Source organism: Thomasclavelia sp. (assembly GCF_047249845.1).
Lineage (GTDB): Bacteria > Bacillota_I > Bacilli_A > Erysipelotrichales > Coprobacillaceae > Thomasclavelia.
In genome coordinates this window covers 1-15,271 of sequence record NZ_JBKTWO010000060.1, presented here as the reverse complement: position 1 = coordinate 15,271, position 15,271 = coordinate 1, and the positions used below count along the sequence as shown (strand labels likewise).

The following is a 15,271-nucleotide window of genomic DNA, read 5'->3' as shown; positions in this document are numbered from 1 at the left end:
ATATCGCAAAAGGTGTAGCACATGTTCATTCAACTTTCAATAATACTATTGTAACTATTACTGATGAACATGGAAATGTATTAACATGGTCTAGTGCTGGAGCATTAGGGTTTAAAGGTTCAAGAAAATCTACTCCATTCGCTGCACAAATGGCTTCTGAAGCTGCAGCAAAGGCATCAATGGATCATGGAGTGAAATCTGTAGAAGTATGTGTTAAAGGTCCAGGACCAGGACGTGAAGCTGCAGTTAGAGCTTTACAAGCTGCTGGATTAGAAGTAACATCTATTAATGATGTTACACCAATTCCACATAACGGGTGTCGTCCACCAAAACGTCCTCGTGGATAATTATTGTATGATCAAAAAAATAATAATTCCTAGTGAGGAGGGAAATAATGCAAAAGTTTGAAAAAGCAAATTTTAATATAGCTAATTATGATGAAACAGATAATTATGGTAAATTTGTTATTGAACCTTTAGAAAGAGGTTTCGGTACAACTTTGGGGAATTCACTTCGTCGAGTTCTTCTATCTTCTTTACCTGGATCTGCTGTATATGCAATTAAAGTTCAAGGTGCTATCCATGAATTTTCTGCAGTAGATGGTGTTGTCGAAGATGTTACATCAATTATCTTAAATCTTAAGAAATTAGTCTTTGATGTGGATAGTGATGAATCGGCTACAATGATTATTGATGTTGAAGGACCTGCTACTGTAACAGGTGCTGACATTCAATGCCCTTCAGAAGTAACAATGATTTCTAATGATATGGAAATTGCTCATGTTGCTCAAGGTGCTCACTTATACATGGAATTATATGCTAAAAAAGATCGTGGTTATGTAAGTGCTGATCAAAATAAGAAGGAAATTAATACTATTGGTATTATTCCTACTGATTCAATTTATTCACCAGTTGAAAAAGTATCTTATGCAGTTGAACCAACTCGTGTTGGGGAAAGTGCCAAATATGATCAATTAACTTTAGAAATCGAAACAAATGGAGCTTTAAAACCTTATGAAGCTATTTCATTAGCTGCTAAGATTTTAGTAGAACATTTAAATATGTTTGTAGAGTTAACTGATATGGCTGTGAATATGGAAGTTATGTCTGAAGCTCAAAGTGATACAACTAATAAAGTATTAGATATGACGATTGAAGAATTAGATTTATCAGTACGTTCATACAACTGTTTAAAAAGAGCAGGTATCCAAACTGTTCAAGATCTTGCCGCTAAATCTGAAGATGATATGATCAAAGTAAGAAATTTAGGTAAGAAATCTTTAAAAGAAGTAAAAGAGAAGTTAGTTGAATTAGGGTTAGGGTTTAAACCTATCGATTAATTCGCAAATACGAAGGAAGGAGCGCTAATCTCATGGCTAAAAATAGAAAATTAGGACGTACTTCTGATATTAGAAAATCAATGTTACGTTCTCTTGCAACAGAAGTAATTATGTACGGTAAATTAGAAACTACAGAAACTAGAGCTAAAGAAGTTCGTTCTGTTGTTGAAGAATTAATTACTTTAGGTAAACGCGGTGACTTACATGCAAGACGTCAAGCTGCTGCTGTATTACACAATGTAATTGATGAATCAACAGGAAAAACAGCTGTACAAAAATTGTTTGATGAAGTAGCACCTAAATACAAAGATGTAAATGGTGGATACACTCGTATCTTAAAAACTTACAATCGTAAAGGTGACAATGCCCCAATGGCAATCATTGCATTAGTTTAATTATAAAGACCTAAGGGTCTTTTTTCTTTTACTTGACTAAAAGGTTTAATAAATATAGAATGATTAACAGTAGTATAATAAGGTGGTGAAGGAATGGATAAAATTATAAGAGTTAAAGATTTATCATTTGAATATGAATCTGGGTTAAAAACAATTGATCACATTTCTTTTGATATAAATAAAGGCGATTATGTTGCTATTTTAGGACATAATGGCAGTGGAAAAAGTACGATTGCAAAGTTATTAATTGGATTACTAGAAAAAAAGAGTGGTTCAATTATTGTTAATGGATATGAGCTTAATTTAGAAAATTTATATAAAGTTAGAGACAACATTGGAATTGTTTTTCAAAATCCTGATAATCAGTTCATTGGGGCAACTGTTCGTGATGATATAGCCTTCGGTTTAGAGAATACATGTGTTCCGCAAGCAGCAATGGACGAAATCATTAATACTTATGCAACTAAAGTTGGTATGAGTGACTTTCTTGATCATGAGCCTACAAAATTGTCTGGAGGTCAAAAACAGCGAGTAGCGATTGCTGGAATTTTGGCTATGAGCCCTAAAATTATTATATTGGATGAAGCAACAAGTATGCTAGATCCAATGGGACGACGTGAAATAAATACATTAGTTAAAGAGTTAAATCAAAAAAAAGAAATAACAATTATATCTATCACACATGATATAGAAGAAGCAAAAAATGCTGATCAAGTAATTATATTGAATTCAGGGAAAGTAGTTGCTCAAGGGAAGCCTAAAGATATTTTAAGTGATGAAACTAGTTTAATAAAATATGAGTTAGATGTTCCATTTGCTTTAAAAGTAGCATTAGGTTTAAAAAAAGCAAAAATAAATACTAGTAAATCTTTAGATATGGAGGTTTTAATAAAAGAATTATGTCAATTAAATTTAAAGAAGTAGAACATATATATAGTGAAAATACTCCATTTTCTTATCATGCTTTAAAGGGGGTCAACCTTAATATTAGAGATAAAAGTTTTACTGCAATCATTGGACAAACAGGCAGTGGAAAAAGCACTTTAATACAGCACATAAATGCATTATTGTTACCTACATGTGGTGAAATAAATATTGATGAATATATCATTACAGCAACTGATAAACCTAGTAAGCTTAAACCATTACGTAAAAAAGCTGGCCTTGTCTTCCAGTTTCCTGAATACCAGTTATTTGAAGAAACCATTGAGAAGGATATTATATTCGGTCCAATGAATTTTGGAATCAGTGAAGAAGAAGCTAAAAAGATTGCTCATAGTGTTCTTAAAACAGTGGGCTTAGATGAAAGCTATTTAAATAAATCACCATTTGATTTATCAGGAGGACAAAAACGTCGTGTAGCAATAGCTGGAATTCTTGCTATGAACCCAGATATATTAATTCTTGATGAGCCAACAGCTGGGTTAGATCCACAAGGTACAAATGAAATGATGGGTTTGTTCAAAAAAATTAATGATTCAGGAAAAACAATTATTTTAGTAACACATGATATGAATCATGTGTTGCAATACTGTGATGAAGTAGTAGTAATGAATCATGGGCGGGTTGAAAAACATGATACAGTAACAAATATATTTAAAGATAGTAATTATTTGAATAATTTAGGAATTGATTTACCAATTATTACAGATTTTATTTTAAAACTAAATAGTCACGGCTTTAATATTGATTCTTCAATTAATAACATTGATCAATTAGTTTTGGCAATTGGTGGTGAAATCAATGGATAATATGACTTTTGGTAAGTATATCCCCGTAGATTCAATAATTCATCGCTTAGATCCCCGTTTAAAGATTGGAGCTTTGTTAATTTTTTTAATTGCGATTTTTTTTGATGCTGGTTTTCTTGGGTATGGAATTATGGCAATATTTGTTTTAATTACTGCTATTGCTTCAAATATATCAATTAAGCATATTTTAAAAGCAATTAAACCAATGTTATTTATGATGCTTTTTTTAATGATTTTTAATATTTTTTTAATTAACACAGGGGAAGTTGTATTTACATTAGGAACTCTAAAAATATATTCTGGAGCCTTATTGCAATCAGCATATATATTTATACGATTAATTCTAATAATTACCATGACAACAATTTTAACATCATCTACCAAACCTTTGGATCTTACCTTAGCGATAGAAAAACTTTTAAATCCGTTAAAAAAATTTGGTTTTCCAGCTCATGAATTAGCAATGATGATTTCTATAGCTTTACGTTTTATTCCAGATTTATTGGATGAAGCTAAAAGAATTATGAAAGCTCAAGCTAGTCGAGGAGTTGACTTTAATGAAGGAAAATTGTCTGAAAAAATAAAAGCAATTGTATCATTAATAATTCCACTATTTATCTCTGCATTTCAAAGAGCAGAAGATTTAGCAAATGCAATGGAAAGCCGTAATTATAATCCAGAAGCTGCCAGAACTAGATATAAATCACTTTGTTGGAGAAAATTTGATACTATGGCATTAATATTTACTGTCGTTGTATCTGGAAGCGTAATTGCTTTAAGTATAATTATATAATGACTAGAGTTAAGTGTATTGTAAATTATGATGGTAGTAAATTTCACGGATTTCAAATTCAAAATAAATTAAGAACGGTTCAAGGGGAGATACAAAAAGCTTTAAAAAATATTTGTAAAGAAGAAATAATAATTCATGGTTCCGGTAGAACAGATGCTAAAGTTCATGGGGTTAAACAGGTTTTTCATTTTGATACAACAAGACAGATGCCCGAATCTCAGTGGAAAAAGGCAATTAATCATTTTTTACCTAATGATATTTATATTCTTGATTCAAGGTTTGTTAGTGATGAATTTCATAGTCGATATAGTGCAATGAAAAAAGAGTATCATTATTTACTTAGTACAAATGAGTATAATCCATTTCAAACCAATTATATATTTCAATATGGACGTCCTTTAGATATTAAGTTAATGAGAGAAGCAGCTAAAATATTTATTGGAAAGCATGATTTTGCTTCATTTTGTAGTTATGACCAATATGGTAATACAATTAGGGAACTATATGAGTTATCAATAAGTGATGATAATGGAGTAATTAAATTTGTTTTAGTAGGAAATGGTTTTAGAAGATATATGGTAAGACATATTGTAGGAGGATTAATACAAGTAGGAGCGAAGCGCATAACAAAAGAAAGATTGCAAGAATTATTGGATAGTCATGGAGAGAAAAAATGTTTATTTAAAGCTAAACCGCAAGGATTATATTTGTATGAGGTGTTTTATGATGAAAACTAATTTTCATACTCATACTTTTCGTTGTGGACATGCTTTAGGTAATGAAGAGGCAATGGTAAAAAGTGCAATTAAGAATGATATTTTGGAACTGGGATTTAGTGACCATATTCCTTTACCCCATTATAGACTACATATTTTAAAAGGGCTCCCATATACATTAAAAGAATTAAGAGCCTTTTTGGTAGCTGTTAAAACCATATACACTAATGGTCCAGCAATGAGAATGCCATATTATAGTAAAAAGGAACATTTAGATGAAGTAAAAAGGGTAAAAGAAAAATATAAAGAAAAAATTAAGGTTTATCAAGGATTTGAAGCTGAATATTTTGAAAACTATTTACAATATTATCAAAACCTTTTAGATTCAGGAGAAGTAGATTATTTGATCCTAGGTAATCATTTTAATAAGTATTCTATTCACACCCGTTATTATGGTAAATTACACATAACTAACGAAGAAATTATTAGTTACAAAAATGATTTAATACAAGCAATGGATACTAATTTGTTTTCATATATTGCCCATCCTGATTTATTCATGATTGGAAAAGTGTATTTTGATAATTTTTGTGAAAATATTACTAGAGAAATATGTTTAAAAGCTTTAGAAAATGATATTCCATTAGAAATAAATGGTGGTGGTATTCGCAGAGGATTACGTAAAGCTGGTGATGAAATGCTCTATCCTTATCCTAACTCTCATTTTTTTGAAATTGCAGGTGAAATAGGCTGTAAAGTAATATTAGGAATAGATGCTCATGCACCTGCAGACTTTAACGATAAGATATATAAAGATTTATATGAGTTTGCTAAAAAGCATCATTTAAATATTGTAGATAAATTTGAATTTAAAAAGGGAAGAAAAGAAATTGATTAAATTTTGTTGTAATGGTGATAAAATATTAGATACTTATTTCCCTTATTAGTTTTAATATTTATTTATTAGTGGTAAAATAGGCATAGAATAGGGAGGTGAAATTATGATACGAGAATGTATTCATAAGTATTTAGAAGATCATAAAAGTAATTATCAGGGTAAATATCGTTGTCATAGTTGTGTACAGACTAAAAAGTTTGAACATAAGTTTCATTATTATATTCGAGATATTCAGTTTCGAGAAATAAATGTTTTTTTAACTTTAGATTATTATGGACCTGAGATTAAAACAACTTTTTCAGTTGACCTCCATGAACAAGAAGAAGAGTATATCACAAAAGATGCTCTAAAACAGATTATATATTTTAATAAATATCTTACAATTCTTCATTGCCATGTTTTTCAACATTATATAGACAGTAAAAATACTGATATTATGTTAGAGCCATTAGACTATCGTAATATACTAGATTATTTAGAATATCATCGAGGTATTAATCAAGAAACAATTGATTCTTTTTATGAATTTTTTATGCCTTATCTACGTAAATTAACAAAAAGTGGAAACTATAAAAAATTTATGGATTCAGTTAATTTGTTACTTGATAAAATTTTATATGAATATGAGTGGGATGGAACTACAGCAAAATATTTAGATACCCAATATCAATTTCACTTATATTATTTTAGAATGATAATACGAATGGTATTTGATCAGCTTGATCTTTTTTATGATCAAGTCAAAGATAGTTTGTTAGAGGCAATTTGGCGTTTATGCAATTCACAAAGATTTGCATTTGCAATTATGACTGATTTTGGAAATTTAGTGTTATCACATTATCGTGTAACAAAAGCTATTTTTAAATATATTGATGAACGATTTGAAAATGAAGGAAATTCAAATATTGTTGTTCCCTATTTAAAAGCAATTTTTGAAAGTAATCAGGATGCCTATAGAGATGCTGCGATGGATGTAATTAGATTCGTAATGAGTGATATGCTTACCTTTGCAAATCATGATTTACAATTAGCTATTGGTAACTCAGTAGTACAAAATGAAGGGTACGATTTACTTATAAATTTATTTTCAAAAGATTATAATACATTTGTATTTGTATGTTTTCCAATTTCAACTTTCCCAAATGAATATCATGAAAAAATACGTGAAGAATTAGAAAAGGCAATTAGATTTTATGCTGGTAGAATGGAACATGATGAATATCGGCTAAGTTCATTTGAACAGGTTAGTAATATAAATCGGTTATTAATGGAAAATTATAAGGAGTATGGTAAAAATGGATAAAAAAGGAAAGAAAGTATTTGCCTCTTTAGCAGTTTTAGCAGGATTAGCATCTGGTGCGGGCGCTTTAAATATGTTTGTTAATCGTACAGTTAAAGCAATGCTGTATCGTCATCATAAAGAAGATGATAAACCAAGTATTCTAGAAACAAAATATGATGCTAAAAATGTATATATTAAAAATCGTCAAGGGATTAAACTACGAGGAATATTAATTGCAGAAAATTTAGCTGATATAACATTAGTTATTTTGCATCCATTTGCTCTTGAGGCAAAAGACATGTCATTATATGTACCTTTTTTTAAAGAGCGTTATCCTAAATGGAATGTATTATTAGTCGATGCTTGTAGTCACGGACAAAGTGATGGTTATATTCGTGGTTTAGGAATTAAAGATGTTAATGATTTAGTTTGTTGGAATAAATTTTTGCTTAATGAGTATGGTAAAAATCATCAAATTATTTTATATGGTAAAGAGGCTGGCGCAAATACGATTTTAAAGGCGTCTAGTAAACATTTACTAAAAAATGTTAAGGCAATTATTAGTGATGGTGCCTATACAAGTGTATATGATATTTTAGGATATCGAATGATTAAAGATTATAAAGTGCCTAAATTTCCAACTATGCAGATGTTAAAAAGGAAGATAAAGCAGGAAGTTAAAATTAATATTAAGGAATCTTATCCATTAATGTTGAAGCATAATGATATTCCAACATTATTTATACACATGAAAGAAGATGATTTTGTACCTTTAAGTATGGTATATCCTTTATATAATGCTAATCGTGGAAGCAAAGTTTTATTTGTTTTAAAAGACGAACGCTATTTATACGATTTAAAAGAAACAGATGACTTTAAAAATACATTGAAAGACTTTATCACAAAATATGTAAATGAATAAAATTATTGTAGATTTGAAGACTATTCTAAATAGTGTTATCTGTAAACTAGTAATAAAAAATGATTATTACAAAGAAGATTAATATTAAATGTTGAAGAAAGATAGAAAATAGGAAATCCTGTTTTCTTTTTTATTATAAATTGTGTATAATATATCCTATAAGGAGGACAAGATTATGAATCGTAGAGAAAATGTAGAGGTTGATATCTTATATAACCTATTAACCTACATTAATGCTTCCTATAGTCAAGATATGTATTATACAATTTGTTATCAAGTATTGAATAATATTGATAAAATACCAAGTATTAGTATTAATGAATTAGCTGATTTGTGTTATACTTCTCCAGCAACAATATCACGTTTTTGTAAAGCGTTAAAATGTGATAATTTTGCAGAATTCAAAAAAGAAGTTCAAGCTGGATTACAACAGGCAAGTCATGAAATAAAATTAGAGCCAGAGGATTTAGTGGCAATTCATAAAGATCCTTCAAAATGTATAGATATGGTTTATGATTTATCTATAAACTCGTTAATTGAGAGTAAGAAATATGTTAATATTCATGAAATAGATCGACTATGTGATATTATTTATGATGCTAAAAAGTTACATTTTTTTGGATTCCAATTTAATAAGATATTAGCTTCTGACATTCAATTTAAACTAGTAAAGCTAGGTAAATTCTCTTATGCCTTTGCAGACCGTGGCGATGATAGTCAACGAATAGAATTATTAGATGAAAATAGTGTAGCAATTGTATTGTCAGTTAGAGCTCGGCCAGTTCCTATTGGTGAATTAGTTAAATCTATAAAAAATAGAGGAGCTAAAGTTATACTAATAACAATGAATGAAAATAGTGAAGTAATAAATCTGGCAGATCATACATTTATTGTTCGAGGTAAAGAAAGTGATTTTACAGAATCTTCTTTATCTGGCTCAACCGTTATTAAGACGTATTTTGATGTTTTGTATGTTCGTTATGGATTATTATATCCGAGAAGATAATATAAGGGGGCTTTTTTTATGTATAGTTTTACAAATGATTATGGTGAAGGTGCACATCCTAAGATAATAGAAGCACTGTTAAAAACAAATTATGAGCAATGTGAGGGCTATGGATTAGATAAATATTGTCTAGAAGCAACAAATATTTTAAAGAAGCTAGTTAATAATAATGATATTGATGTGCATTATTTAGTTGGCGGTACACAGACTAATGCAATATTTATCTCATCTTCTTTAAAATCATATCAAGCTGTAATAGCTGTGGATAGTGGTCATATTAATGTTCATGAAACAGGAGCAATTGAGGCAACGGGGCATAAAGTACTTACACGACCACATAATAATGGTAAATTAACAGTAAATATGATCAAAAGTGTAATTGATGAGCATACTGATGAACATATGGTACAACCTAAAATGGTTTATATATCACAAACAACTGAATATGGAAGTGTATATACACTTAATGAATTAAAGGATATTTACCATTTTTGTAAAGAAAAAAATTTATATTTATTTGTTGATGGAGCAAGGCTTGGTAGTGCACTAGCACTTGAAAATACTCCAACTTTAAAAGATCTAGTTAATTATAGTGATGCTTTTTATATTGGGGGTACAAAAATGGGTGCCTTGTTTGGAGAATGTTTAGTTATTATAAATGATGAATTAAAAACTGATTTTAGATATAATATAAAACAACGTGGAGCAATGTTGGCTAAAGGTAGGTTACTAGGGGTACAGTTTAAAGAATTGTTTAGTAATAATTTATACATAGAGATTGGAAAACACGAAAATTTAATGGCCGATATTTTACGAGCTGGACTTAAAGATTTTAAAATGTATATTGATTCACCAAGTAATCAAGTATTTCCAATATTGCCTAAGAAGTTAATTAAAGAATTAAAACAGCATTATTCATTTATTGTAATGGATGAAATAGATGATAATCATAACTGTATTCGTCTTGTTACTTCATGGGCAACAAAGAAGAAAGAAGTAGAAGAATTTGTCAAAAAAATCAATCAATTTATTAATAATTAGAGGTATATTATAGCTTGTAATCACTAATAATAAGTAATATAATGTGTATAGGATTATTTCCTATAATATAAAGATTGGAGAAATTAAAATGAACAAAACTGAATTAGTAGAAGCAATTGCTTCAAGCACAGAAATGACAAAAACTGATGTTGATAAAGTAGTAACTGCTTTTGTAGATGTAGTGACTGAAGCATTAGTAAAGGGCGAAAAAGTATCATTAAAAGGATTTGGAAATTTTGAAGTACGTGAAAGAGGAGAAAGAACAGGACGTAATCCAAGAACTGGTGAAACTATGACCATTGCTGCAAGCAAAGCTCCAGCTTTCAAATCTAGTAGCGCTTTAAAAAATGCTGTAAATAAATAATATAATACAAAAATGACCTTCGGGTCATTTTTAATTGGAGGTAATTAAATGAAAAGTTATCTGTTATTACAGGGCGTATATTTATTACGAATTATTATTGCTTCTATTTGTGGAATTGTAATTGGATATGAACGTCAAAATCGATTAAAAGTGGCAGGGGTAAGAACTCATTTAATTGTATGTTTAGCTTCTGCCATGATTATGATTGTTTCTAAATATGGCTTTAGTGATATTTTAAATCATAATGGAATAGCATTAGATCCTTCGCGGATTGCTGCTCAGATTATTTCAGGTGTGAGTTTTTTAGGTGCTGGTATTATTTTTGTTCATAAACGTGAAATAACTGGATTAACTACAGCGGCAGGAATTTGGGCAACTGCAGCAGTTGGAATGGCAATTGGGGCTGGAATGTATTTGATTGGTATCTTAGCAACTGTCTTAATTCTATGGGTTCAAATTATTTTTCATAAACAGTATCGTTGGATTCCATCTGTTACAGGGGAATTGATTTATTTGGAAATTAAAAAAGATTATAAAGCTGTTAAAAAAGTTCAAAGAGCTATGCAAGATCATCACATTAATATAATGAATTTTAAAATGATTCGTGATGATGATATAATTATTTTAGAATTATTAGTTAAAATTCCAGCAGGTTTATCAATGGAGGAGATGTTGACTTTATTTGATGAAAATAATGACATTATTACTATTGAAATAAAATAAAAAACATAATAAAGAGAAGAAATAATTAAAATTAGATGTATAAAAAAATGGCATTGTGTAGTGACCTCCTAAAATTGGACTGCTACATTATTGCCATTTTTAATTATGGAGAGATATGATGAAATAACTCGTTATTACTAATATCAACATCTATGGTTGGAGATAAAGCAACTAGCCCAATATTACCAGGTGTTCGATAACCTATCTTGGCAATTAAATATCCATCATAGCTTTTAATAATTCTATAACTATATCCAACTTCAGAAATTTCCTCTTCATCATGTAGACGATAACTACCTTTAGTTGAGAATTCTACATAAAAATCATTAATTGTTCCAGCTTTTATACTTAAATTTAATCCCTTTGTATCAACTGCAACACCGGTATTACCACCAAGTTCTTCTTCTTTTTGATAGGCTAAACCTGTTATTTCAACATAATCATTCGAATCAGTTTGAATCTTAAATAAGTCTCCACGAGATTCAAAATTATCATAATCTTTCTTGTTACTAATTAAATCATGCATATCATTAACAATATCTAAAGCTTTTTGACGTTCTTGATTATCGATATCTTGTTGAACTTGGACATCTTCTTTATAAGTGGTGCAGAATAACTCAGTTGCTGGAGCATTGGTTTGAAAAACAGGAATAATTTCAATTGTTCCATTATCTTTGATTAGACCATTGTCATCAATAATACAATTACTATTTAAAGCAATGATATATCTGGTTTCACTACCTTTTATTAATGTTATTGCAGTAGTACCAAATTGTTCTATTTCACTTTCTGAAAAAGTTTCGATATTATAATTATTATCAATAGTGATAGAATTATTTTTTACAGATAAATGATAACTTTGATCATCATCAAATTTATTTGTCCAATCTCCATTTAAACTATTTAAAACAGAGTAATATGCAATCCCATCACTACGATCACCATAAGTTGCAATATAAATACCATTACTACCATCTATTTTTTGATAACTTATATAATTACAATCATTTGTAATCCATTTTGTAGATATCTTTTTAATGGTAGAAGCATCAAATGAAGTGGATTTTTTAGCAAAACATAGATATGTGTAGTGATAATCAGTTATTTTCCCAGTTTTTTTATCTTGCTTTAACACTAATTGAGATGAAAAGTCTGGCGATATTGAATAATATGTTATTTGTGTAGCTAAATTACTGCTGATTAGCCAAGTGGTAATAAGGATTATTATACTAAAAGTAATAATACTAAGAGTAGTAATCAAATTAATTTTTATCTTAGATATAATTATACAGATAATAGTTGATAATAATAATATTATAATAATGATATATTCTAATTGAGTATAAATTATTTCAAAACCAAGATTTTTTAAAATAATATGATAACCTAATTCTAAAATCAATAATAAAAAACTTAAAGTTGTTAAAGCTATTTGAAAGTTTACTATCCATTTTTCTTTTTTAGAAATAATATTTGTAGTAGGGCATGTTATAAATTTGCAAATTATTTTATAATCTTCAAAATTAATAAATAATTTCTCCCTGTTATTTATTAATATACAATAATCTTTAGATTTATATAAATGATGAAAATTACTATATTTATAACAAGTTTCTTTACCATCTTTAATATACGTTAAACTTTCCTGATCATAAGTATAATGATACTCAGTCTCCTTAAATAAACTTGTTTTAATAATTGGAAATAATATTGGTATAAGAAATAAGCTTAATCCCGTTACTATAATCAATAAACCAATAATGTCTAAATAAAAAAAGTAATATTGCCGTAAAGAAAAGAGCGCATATCCACCACAAATAAAAATAAAAGCTAATATATTAATAATATATAACCAGACCTTTTTCAAATAAAGCTGAAAATATAGCATTTGCTTATATATTTTTGATGTTAGTTTAAATTTATATATATTCTTCTGTTCTTTATTTACTGTAAAAGTATTATCTTCACCATTTAATAATTCATCAACAGTAATATTAAATATTTTAGCAAGTTCTGGTAATATAGAGATGTCTGGTAAACTAATACCACGTTCCCATTTAGAAATGGCTTTGTCACTCATTAACAGTATTTCACCTAATTCTTTTTGTGTCAGTCCTTTTTGTTTTCTTTTATAAGAAATGTATTTTCCAATTTTAATATTATCCATAAAAAACTCCTTTTTAGATATATAATAATTATATGATAAATATGAATTAAAACAAGTTACCAATAGTTGAATTTGTCGCTTTTAAATAGAGTTCACTATAATATTGGATAAAATAAATAGCTAATAATAAAAAACAGAACTAAATTTAGTTCTGTTTTGAAGATTCTATGAACCTAACTACAATTTCATATTTTTCGTTAACACCTGGTAAAGCATTTAAATATTTTTTTATAATATTTTGAGTTTTTGTAGCTGCCTCACTTAATAAACCATTTTCAATTGCTTCTTCAGCAACTGACTCTTTTTGCTTTTTAGCAAATTTGGTATAGTCGTTAATGGAAATAGGGTTAAATACATTTTTAGTTTCATCATATACCTCAATGCTACTTTCGTCAATTTCGTTACTTAAGATCTCAATATCTGGGATGGAAACTGTGATAGTATTATTATTGATTTCAATTTTTATTTTATCCATTTTAATCCCAGCTTTTAATTTACCATCATATGTAATTAAAAAGCTTTTTTGAGTTAAGGGGATATCCCAACCATTAAAGGTTAAGTTATCAGAGAATTTACCAACTTTAGTATAATTATAGGATAAAGTAGCTAATTCTTCAATTTCCTGAAGCTGTTGAGTCAAACCTGTAGAGGATATTTTGGGTAGATCACTACTCCCGGCAAATCTTGTACCTGCATAAAAGATTAATAAAGCAATTAAAAAAATAGCTATAATGCCTCCAATGGCTTTTTTTGTTTTTCCTAATGTATCTAATATTTTCACTTTTCTCACCTAATTTTATTATAACATATTTCGACATTCAATGATAAAAATAAAAAGCCCGAAGGCTTAATTATTTTATAATAGTTCCGTATACTTCACGACCACATCCAGCTGCATTTGATTCATCAGTATCAATGTGCATTGCAGTAGCATAATTTTCACTCACTCGACAAACAACATCTCCAAATACTAATGAACGACCATCAGTTTCAATTTCTACTTTAACGATTTGTTTATCAGTAACACCGAATTCAGCAGCGTCAGCAGGTGTCATATGTATATGTCTTTTGGCTGCAATTACTCCACAAGGAATTTCAACTTCCCCAGCAGGACCTATTAATTTACACCCAGCTGTTCCTTCGATATCACCAGATTCTCTAATCGTAGCTTGTAATCCCAATGAACGAGCATCTGTTAATGATAATTCAACTTGTGTAGCATTGCGGGTAGGTCCTAAGACAGACATTTTTTGTTCACCTTTAGCACCAACTACTGTTACTTTTTCAACGCATGCAAATTGTCCTGGTTGTGATAAATCTTTCTTATTAGTTAATTGATAACCTTTACCAAATAGTGTTTCTAAATCAGCTTCTGATAAATGAATATGTCTTGCTGAAGTTTCAACGATAATTTTTTTAGTCATAATCATCCTCCTTTTTCCTTATTATATATTACTCCTTTTATTGCTATTTTCAAGGAAATAGCAATAAAATAAAAAAATTTTTAAAATTTTTCAGAGATAAATTTATTAAAATAGTAAAAATAAATTATTATCACTATTAAAAATTAGTTATATTCCTATAAAAATAGCTTTTTTATAATGGTTTATTCAAAATTTTTTTAATAATTTAGGATAAGGCTAAAAAAATCACATATCTTTACACAATTGTCGAAATAGTGTATTATGGGGCTACATAAAAAGGGGGAACCTATATGAATAAAATTAAAAATCATGGATTATACGATAAATCATTTGAACATGATAACTGTGGGATTGGTGCAGTTGTAAACATAAAGGGAGTTAAAACACATATTACAGTAAGTAATGCATTAAAAATTGTTGAACAATTAGAGCATCGTGCTGGTAAGGATG

18 protein-coding genes are annotated in these 15,271 nt (G+C 28.7%); 15 read left to right on the top strand and 3 right to left on the bottom strand.

From position 1 onward, the window contains the following. The first annotated feature begins 2 nt into the window (after window positions 1-2). The 14 genes from rpsK to ACLR9T_RS12190 all read left to right on the top strand — a co-directional run bounded on the left by rpsK (window position 3) and on the right by ACLR9T_RS12190 (window position 11,230). Complete coding sequence (rpsK, locus tag ACLR9T_RS12255) at window positions 3-347, top strand: 30S ribosomal protein S11 (protein WP_413109794.1); 345 nt, start codon at window positions 3-5, stop codon at window positions 345-347. Between the two features lie 47 nt (window positions 348-394). After that, window positions 395-1,339, top strand: coding sequence for a DNA-directed RNA polymerase subunit alpha (locus ACLR9T_RS12250; protein WP_003536857.1), 945 nt, complete (start codon window positions 395-397; stop codon window positions 1,337-1,339). 32 nt (window positions 1,340-1,371) lie between these two features. Then, window positions 1,372-1,734, top strand: coding sequence for a 50S ribosomal protein L17 (gene rplQ, locus ACLR9T_RS12245; RefSeq protein ID WP_172473129.1), 363 nt, complete (start codon window positions 1,372-1,374; stop codon window positions 1,732-1,734). 93 nt (window positions 1,735-1,827) lie between these two features. Then, window positions 1,828-2,658, top strand: coding sequence for an energy-coupling factor transporter ATPase (locus tag ACLR9T_RS12240; protein WP_413109793.1), 831 nt, complete (start codon window positions 1,828-1,830; stop codon window positions 2,656-2,658). Beyond that, window positions 2,634-3,485, top strand: coding sequence for an energy-coupling factor transporter ATPase (locus ACLR9T_RS12235; protein WP_413109792.1), 852 nt, complete (start codon window positions 2,634-2,636; stop codon window positions 3,483-3,485). The genes ACLR9T_RS12240 and ACLR9T_RS12235 overlap by 25 nt, the downstream gene beginning before the upstream one ends. After that, a complete protein-coding gene (locus ACLR9T_RS12230; protein ID WP_413109791.1) occupies window positions 3,478-4,278 on the top strand; it encodes an energy-coupling factor transporter transmembrane component T family protein in 801 nt (266 codons plus the stop codon). Before ACLR9T_RS12235 ends, ACLR9T_RS12230 begins: the two co-directional genes overlap by 8 nt. Further along, a complete protein-coding gene (gene truA, locus ACLR9T_RS12225; protein ID WP_413109790.1) occupies window positions 4,278-5,015 on the top strand; it encodes a tRNA pseudouridine(38-40) synthase TruA in 738 nt (245 codons plus the stop codon). Before ACLR9T_RS12230 ends, truA begins: the two co-directional genes overlap by 1 nt. Then, the gene (locus tag ACLR9T_RS12220) at window positions 5,005-5,892 is read left to right on the top strand and encodes a histidinol-phosphatase (protein ID WP_413109789.1); all 888 of its coding nucleotides are present in this window, start codon (window positions 5,005-5,007) and stop codon (window positions 5,890-5,892) included. Before truA ends, ACLR9T_RS12220 begins: the two co-directional genes overlap by 11 nt. Before the next feature lie 103 nt (window positions 5,893-5,995). Further along, a complete protein-coding gene (locus tag ACLR9T_RS12215; RefSeq protein ID WP_413109788.1) occupies window positions 5,996-7,195 on the top strand; it encodes a hypothetical protein in 1,200 nt (399 codons plus the stop codon). Next, window positions 7,188-8,096 (top strand): alpha/beta hydrolase, encoded by a 909-nt coding sequence (locus ACLR9T_RS12210; RefSeq protein WP_413109787.1) that lies wholly within the window; start codon window positions 7,188-7,190, stop codon window positions 8,094-8,096. The genes ACLR9T_RS12215 and ACLR9T_RS12210 overlap by 8 nt, the downstream gene beginning before the upstream one ends. A gap of 175 nt (window positions 8,097-8,271) precedes the next feature. Then, window positions 8,272-9,102: a MurR/RpiR family transcriptional regulator gene (locus tag ACLR9T_RS12205; protein WP_413109786.1), complete on the top strand. Its 831-nt coding sequence runs from the start codon at window positions 8,272-8,274 to the stop codon at window positions 9,100-9,102. Window positions 9,103-9,120: 18 nt separating this feature from the next. Further along, a complete protein-coding gene (locus tag ACLR9T_RS12200) occupies window positions 9,121-10,143 on the top strand; it encodes a threonine aldolase family protein (protein ID WP_413109785.1) in 1,023 nt (340 codons plus the stop codon). An 88-nt stretch (window positions 10,144-10,231) separates the two neighbouring features. Then, a complete protein-coding gene (locus tag ACLR9T_RS12195) occupies window positions 10,232-10,507 on the top strand; it encodes an HU family DNA-binding protein (RefSeq protein ID WP_413109784.1) in 276 nt (91 codons plus the stop codon). A 48-nt stretch (window positions 10,508-10,555) separates the two neighbouring features. Further along, a complete protein-coding gene (locus ACLR9T_RS12190; RefSeq protein WP_413109783.1) occupies window positions 10,556-11,230 on the top strand; it encodes an MgtC/SapB family protein in 675 nt (224 codons plus the stop codon). Between the two features lie 103 nt (window positions 11,231-11,333). Here the strand turns inward: ACLR9T_RS12190 and ACLR9T_RS12185 are convergent, their stop codons facing one another. The 3 genes from ACLR9T_RS12185 to pduL all read right to left on the bottom strand — a co-directional run bounded on the left by ACLR9T_RS12185 (window position 11,334) and on the right by pduL (window position 14,821). Beyond that, on the bottom strand, window positions 11,334-13,397 hold the full coding sequence (locus ACLR9T_RS12185) for a helix-turn-helix domain-containing protein (RefSeq protein ID WP_413109782.1): 2,064 nt from the start codon (window positions 13,395-13,397) through the stop codon (window positions 11,334-11,336). A 145-nt stretch (window positions 13,398-13,542) separates the two neighbouring features. Further along, window positions 13,543-14,178: a DUF4230 domain-containing protein gene (locus ACLR9T_RS12180; RefSeq protein ID WP_413109781.1), complete on the bottom strand. Its 636-nt coding sequence runs from the start codon at window positions 14,176-14,178 to the stop codon at window positions 13,543-13,545. 70 nt (window positions 14,179-14,248) lie between these two features. After that, entirely contained in the window at window positions 14,249-14,821 is a 573-nt protein-coding gene (pduL, locus tag ACLR9T_RS12175; protein WP_413109780.1) for a phosphate propanoyltransferase, read from the bottom strand. Between the two features lie 290 nt (window positions 14,822-15,111). Here pduL and ACLR9T_RS12170 point away from each other — a divergent pair. After that, window positions 15,112-15,271: hypothetical protein (locus tag ACLR9T_RS12170; protein ID WP_413109795.1), on the top strand; the 160-nt coding region annotated here is incomplete at its 3' end.

What these genes read in the sequence shown, in the direction of transcription:
- truA (WP_413109790.1), top strand. Translation starts at nt 4,278, where the DNA reads ATGACTAGAGTTAAGTGTATTGTAAATTATGATGGTAGTAAATTTCAC.
- ACLR9T_RS12220 (WP_413109789.1), top strand. Translation starts at nt 5,005, where the DNA reads ATGAAAACTAATTTTCATACTCATACTTTTCGTTGTGGACATGCTTTA.
- rplQ (WP_172473129.1), top strand. Translation starts at nt 1,372, where the DNA reads ATGGCTAAAAATAGAAAATTAGGACGTACTTCTGATATTAGAAAATCA.
- pduL (WP_413109780.1), bottom strand. Translation starts at nt 14,821, where the DNA reads ATGACTAAAAAAATTATCGTTGAAACTTCAGCAAGACATATTCATTTA.
- ACLR9T_RS12190 (WP_413109783.1), top strand. Translation starts at nt 10,556, where the DNA reads ATGAAAAGTTATCTGTTATTACAGGGCGTATATTTATTACGAATTATT.
- ACLR9T_RS12185 (WP_413109782.1), bottom strand. Translation starts at nt 13,397, where the DNA reads ATGGATAATATTAAAATTGGAAAATACATTTCTTATAAAAGAAAACAA.
- ACLR9T_RS12235 (WP_413109792.1), top strand. Translation starts at nt 2,634, where the DNA reads ATGTCAATTAAATTTAAAGAAGTAGAACATATATATAGTGAAAATACT.
- ACLR9T_RS12215 (WP_413109788.1), top strand. Translation starts at nt 5,996, where the DNA reads ATGATACGAGAATGTATTCATAAGTATTTAGAAGATCATAAAAGTAAT.
- ACLR9T_RS12230 (WP_413109791.1), top strand. Translation starts at nt 3,478, where the DNA reads ATGGATAATATGACTTTTGGTAAGTATATCCCCGTAGATTCAATAATT.
- ACLR9T_RS12250 (WP_003536857.1), top strand. Translation starts at nt 395, where the DNA reads ATGCAAAAGTTTGAAAAAGCAAATTTTAATATAGCTAATTATGATGAA.
- ACLR9T_RS12205 (WP_413109786.1), top strand. Translation starts at nt 8,272, where the DNA reads ATGAATCGTAGAGAAAATGTAGAGGTTGATATCTTATATAACCTATTA.
- ACLR9T_RS12210 (WP_413109787.1), top strand. Translation starts at nt 7,188, where the DNA reads ATGGATAAAAAAGGAAAGAAAGTATTTGCCTCTTTAGCAGTTTTAGCA.
- ACLR9T_RS12200 (WP_413109785.1), top strand. Translation starts at nt 9,121, where the DNA reads ATGTATAGTTTTACAAATGATTATGGTGAAGGTGCACATCCTAAGATA.
- ACLR9T_RS12240 (WP_413109793.1), top strand. Translation starts at nt 1,828, where the DNA reads ATGGATAAAATTATAAGAGTTAAAGATTTATCATTTGAATATGAATCT.
- ACLR9T_RS12195 (WP_413109784.1), top strand. Translation starts at nt 10,232, where the DNA reads ATGAACAAAACTGAATTAGTAGAAGCAATTGCTTCAAGCACAGAAATG.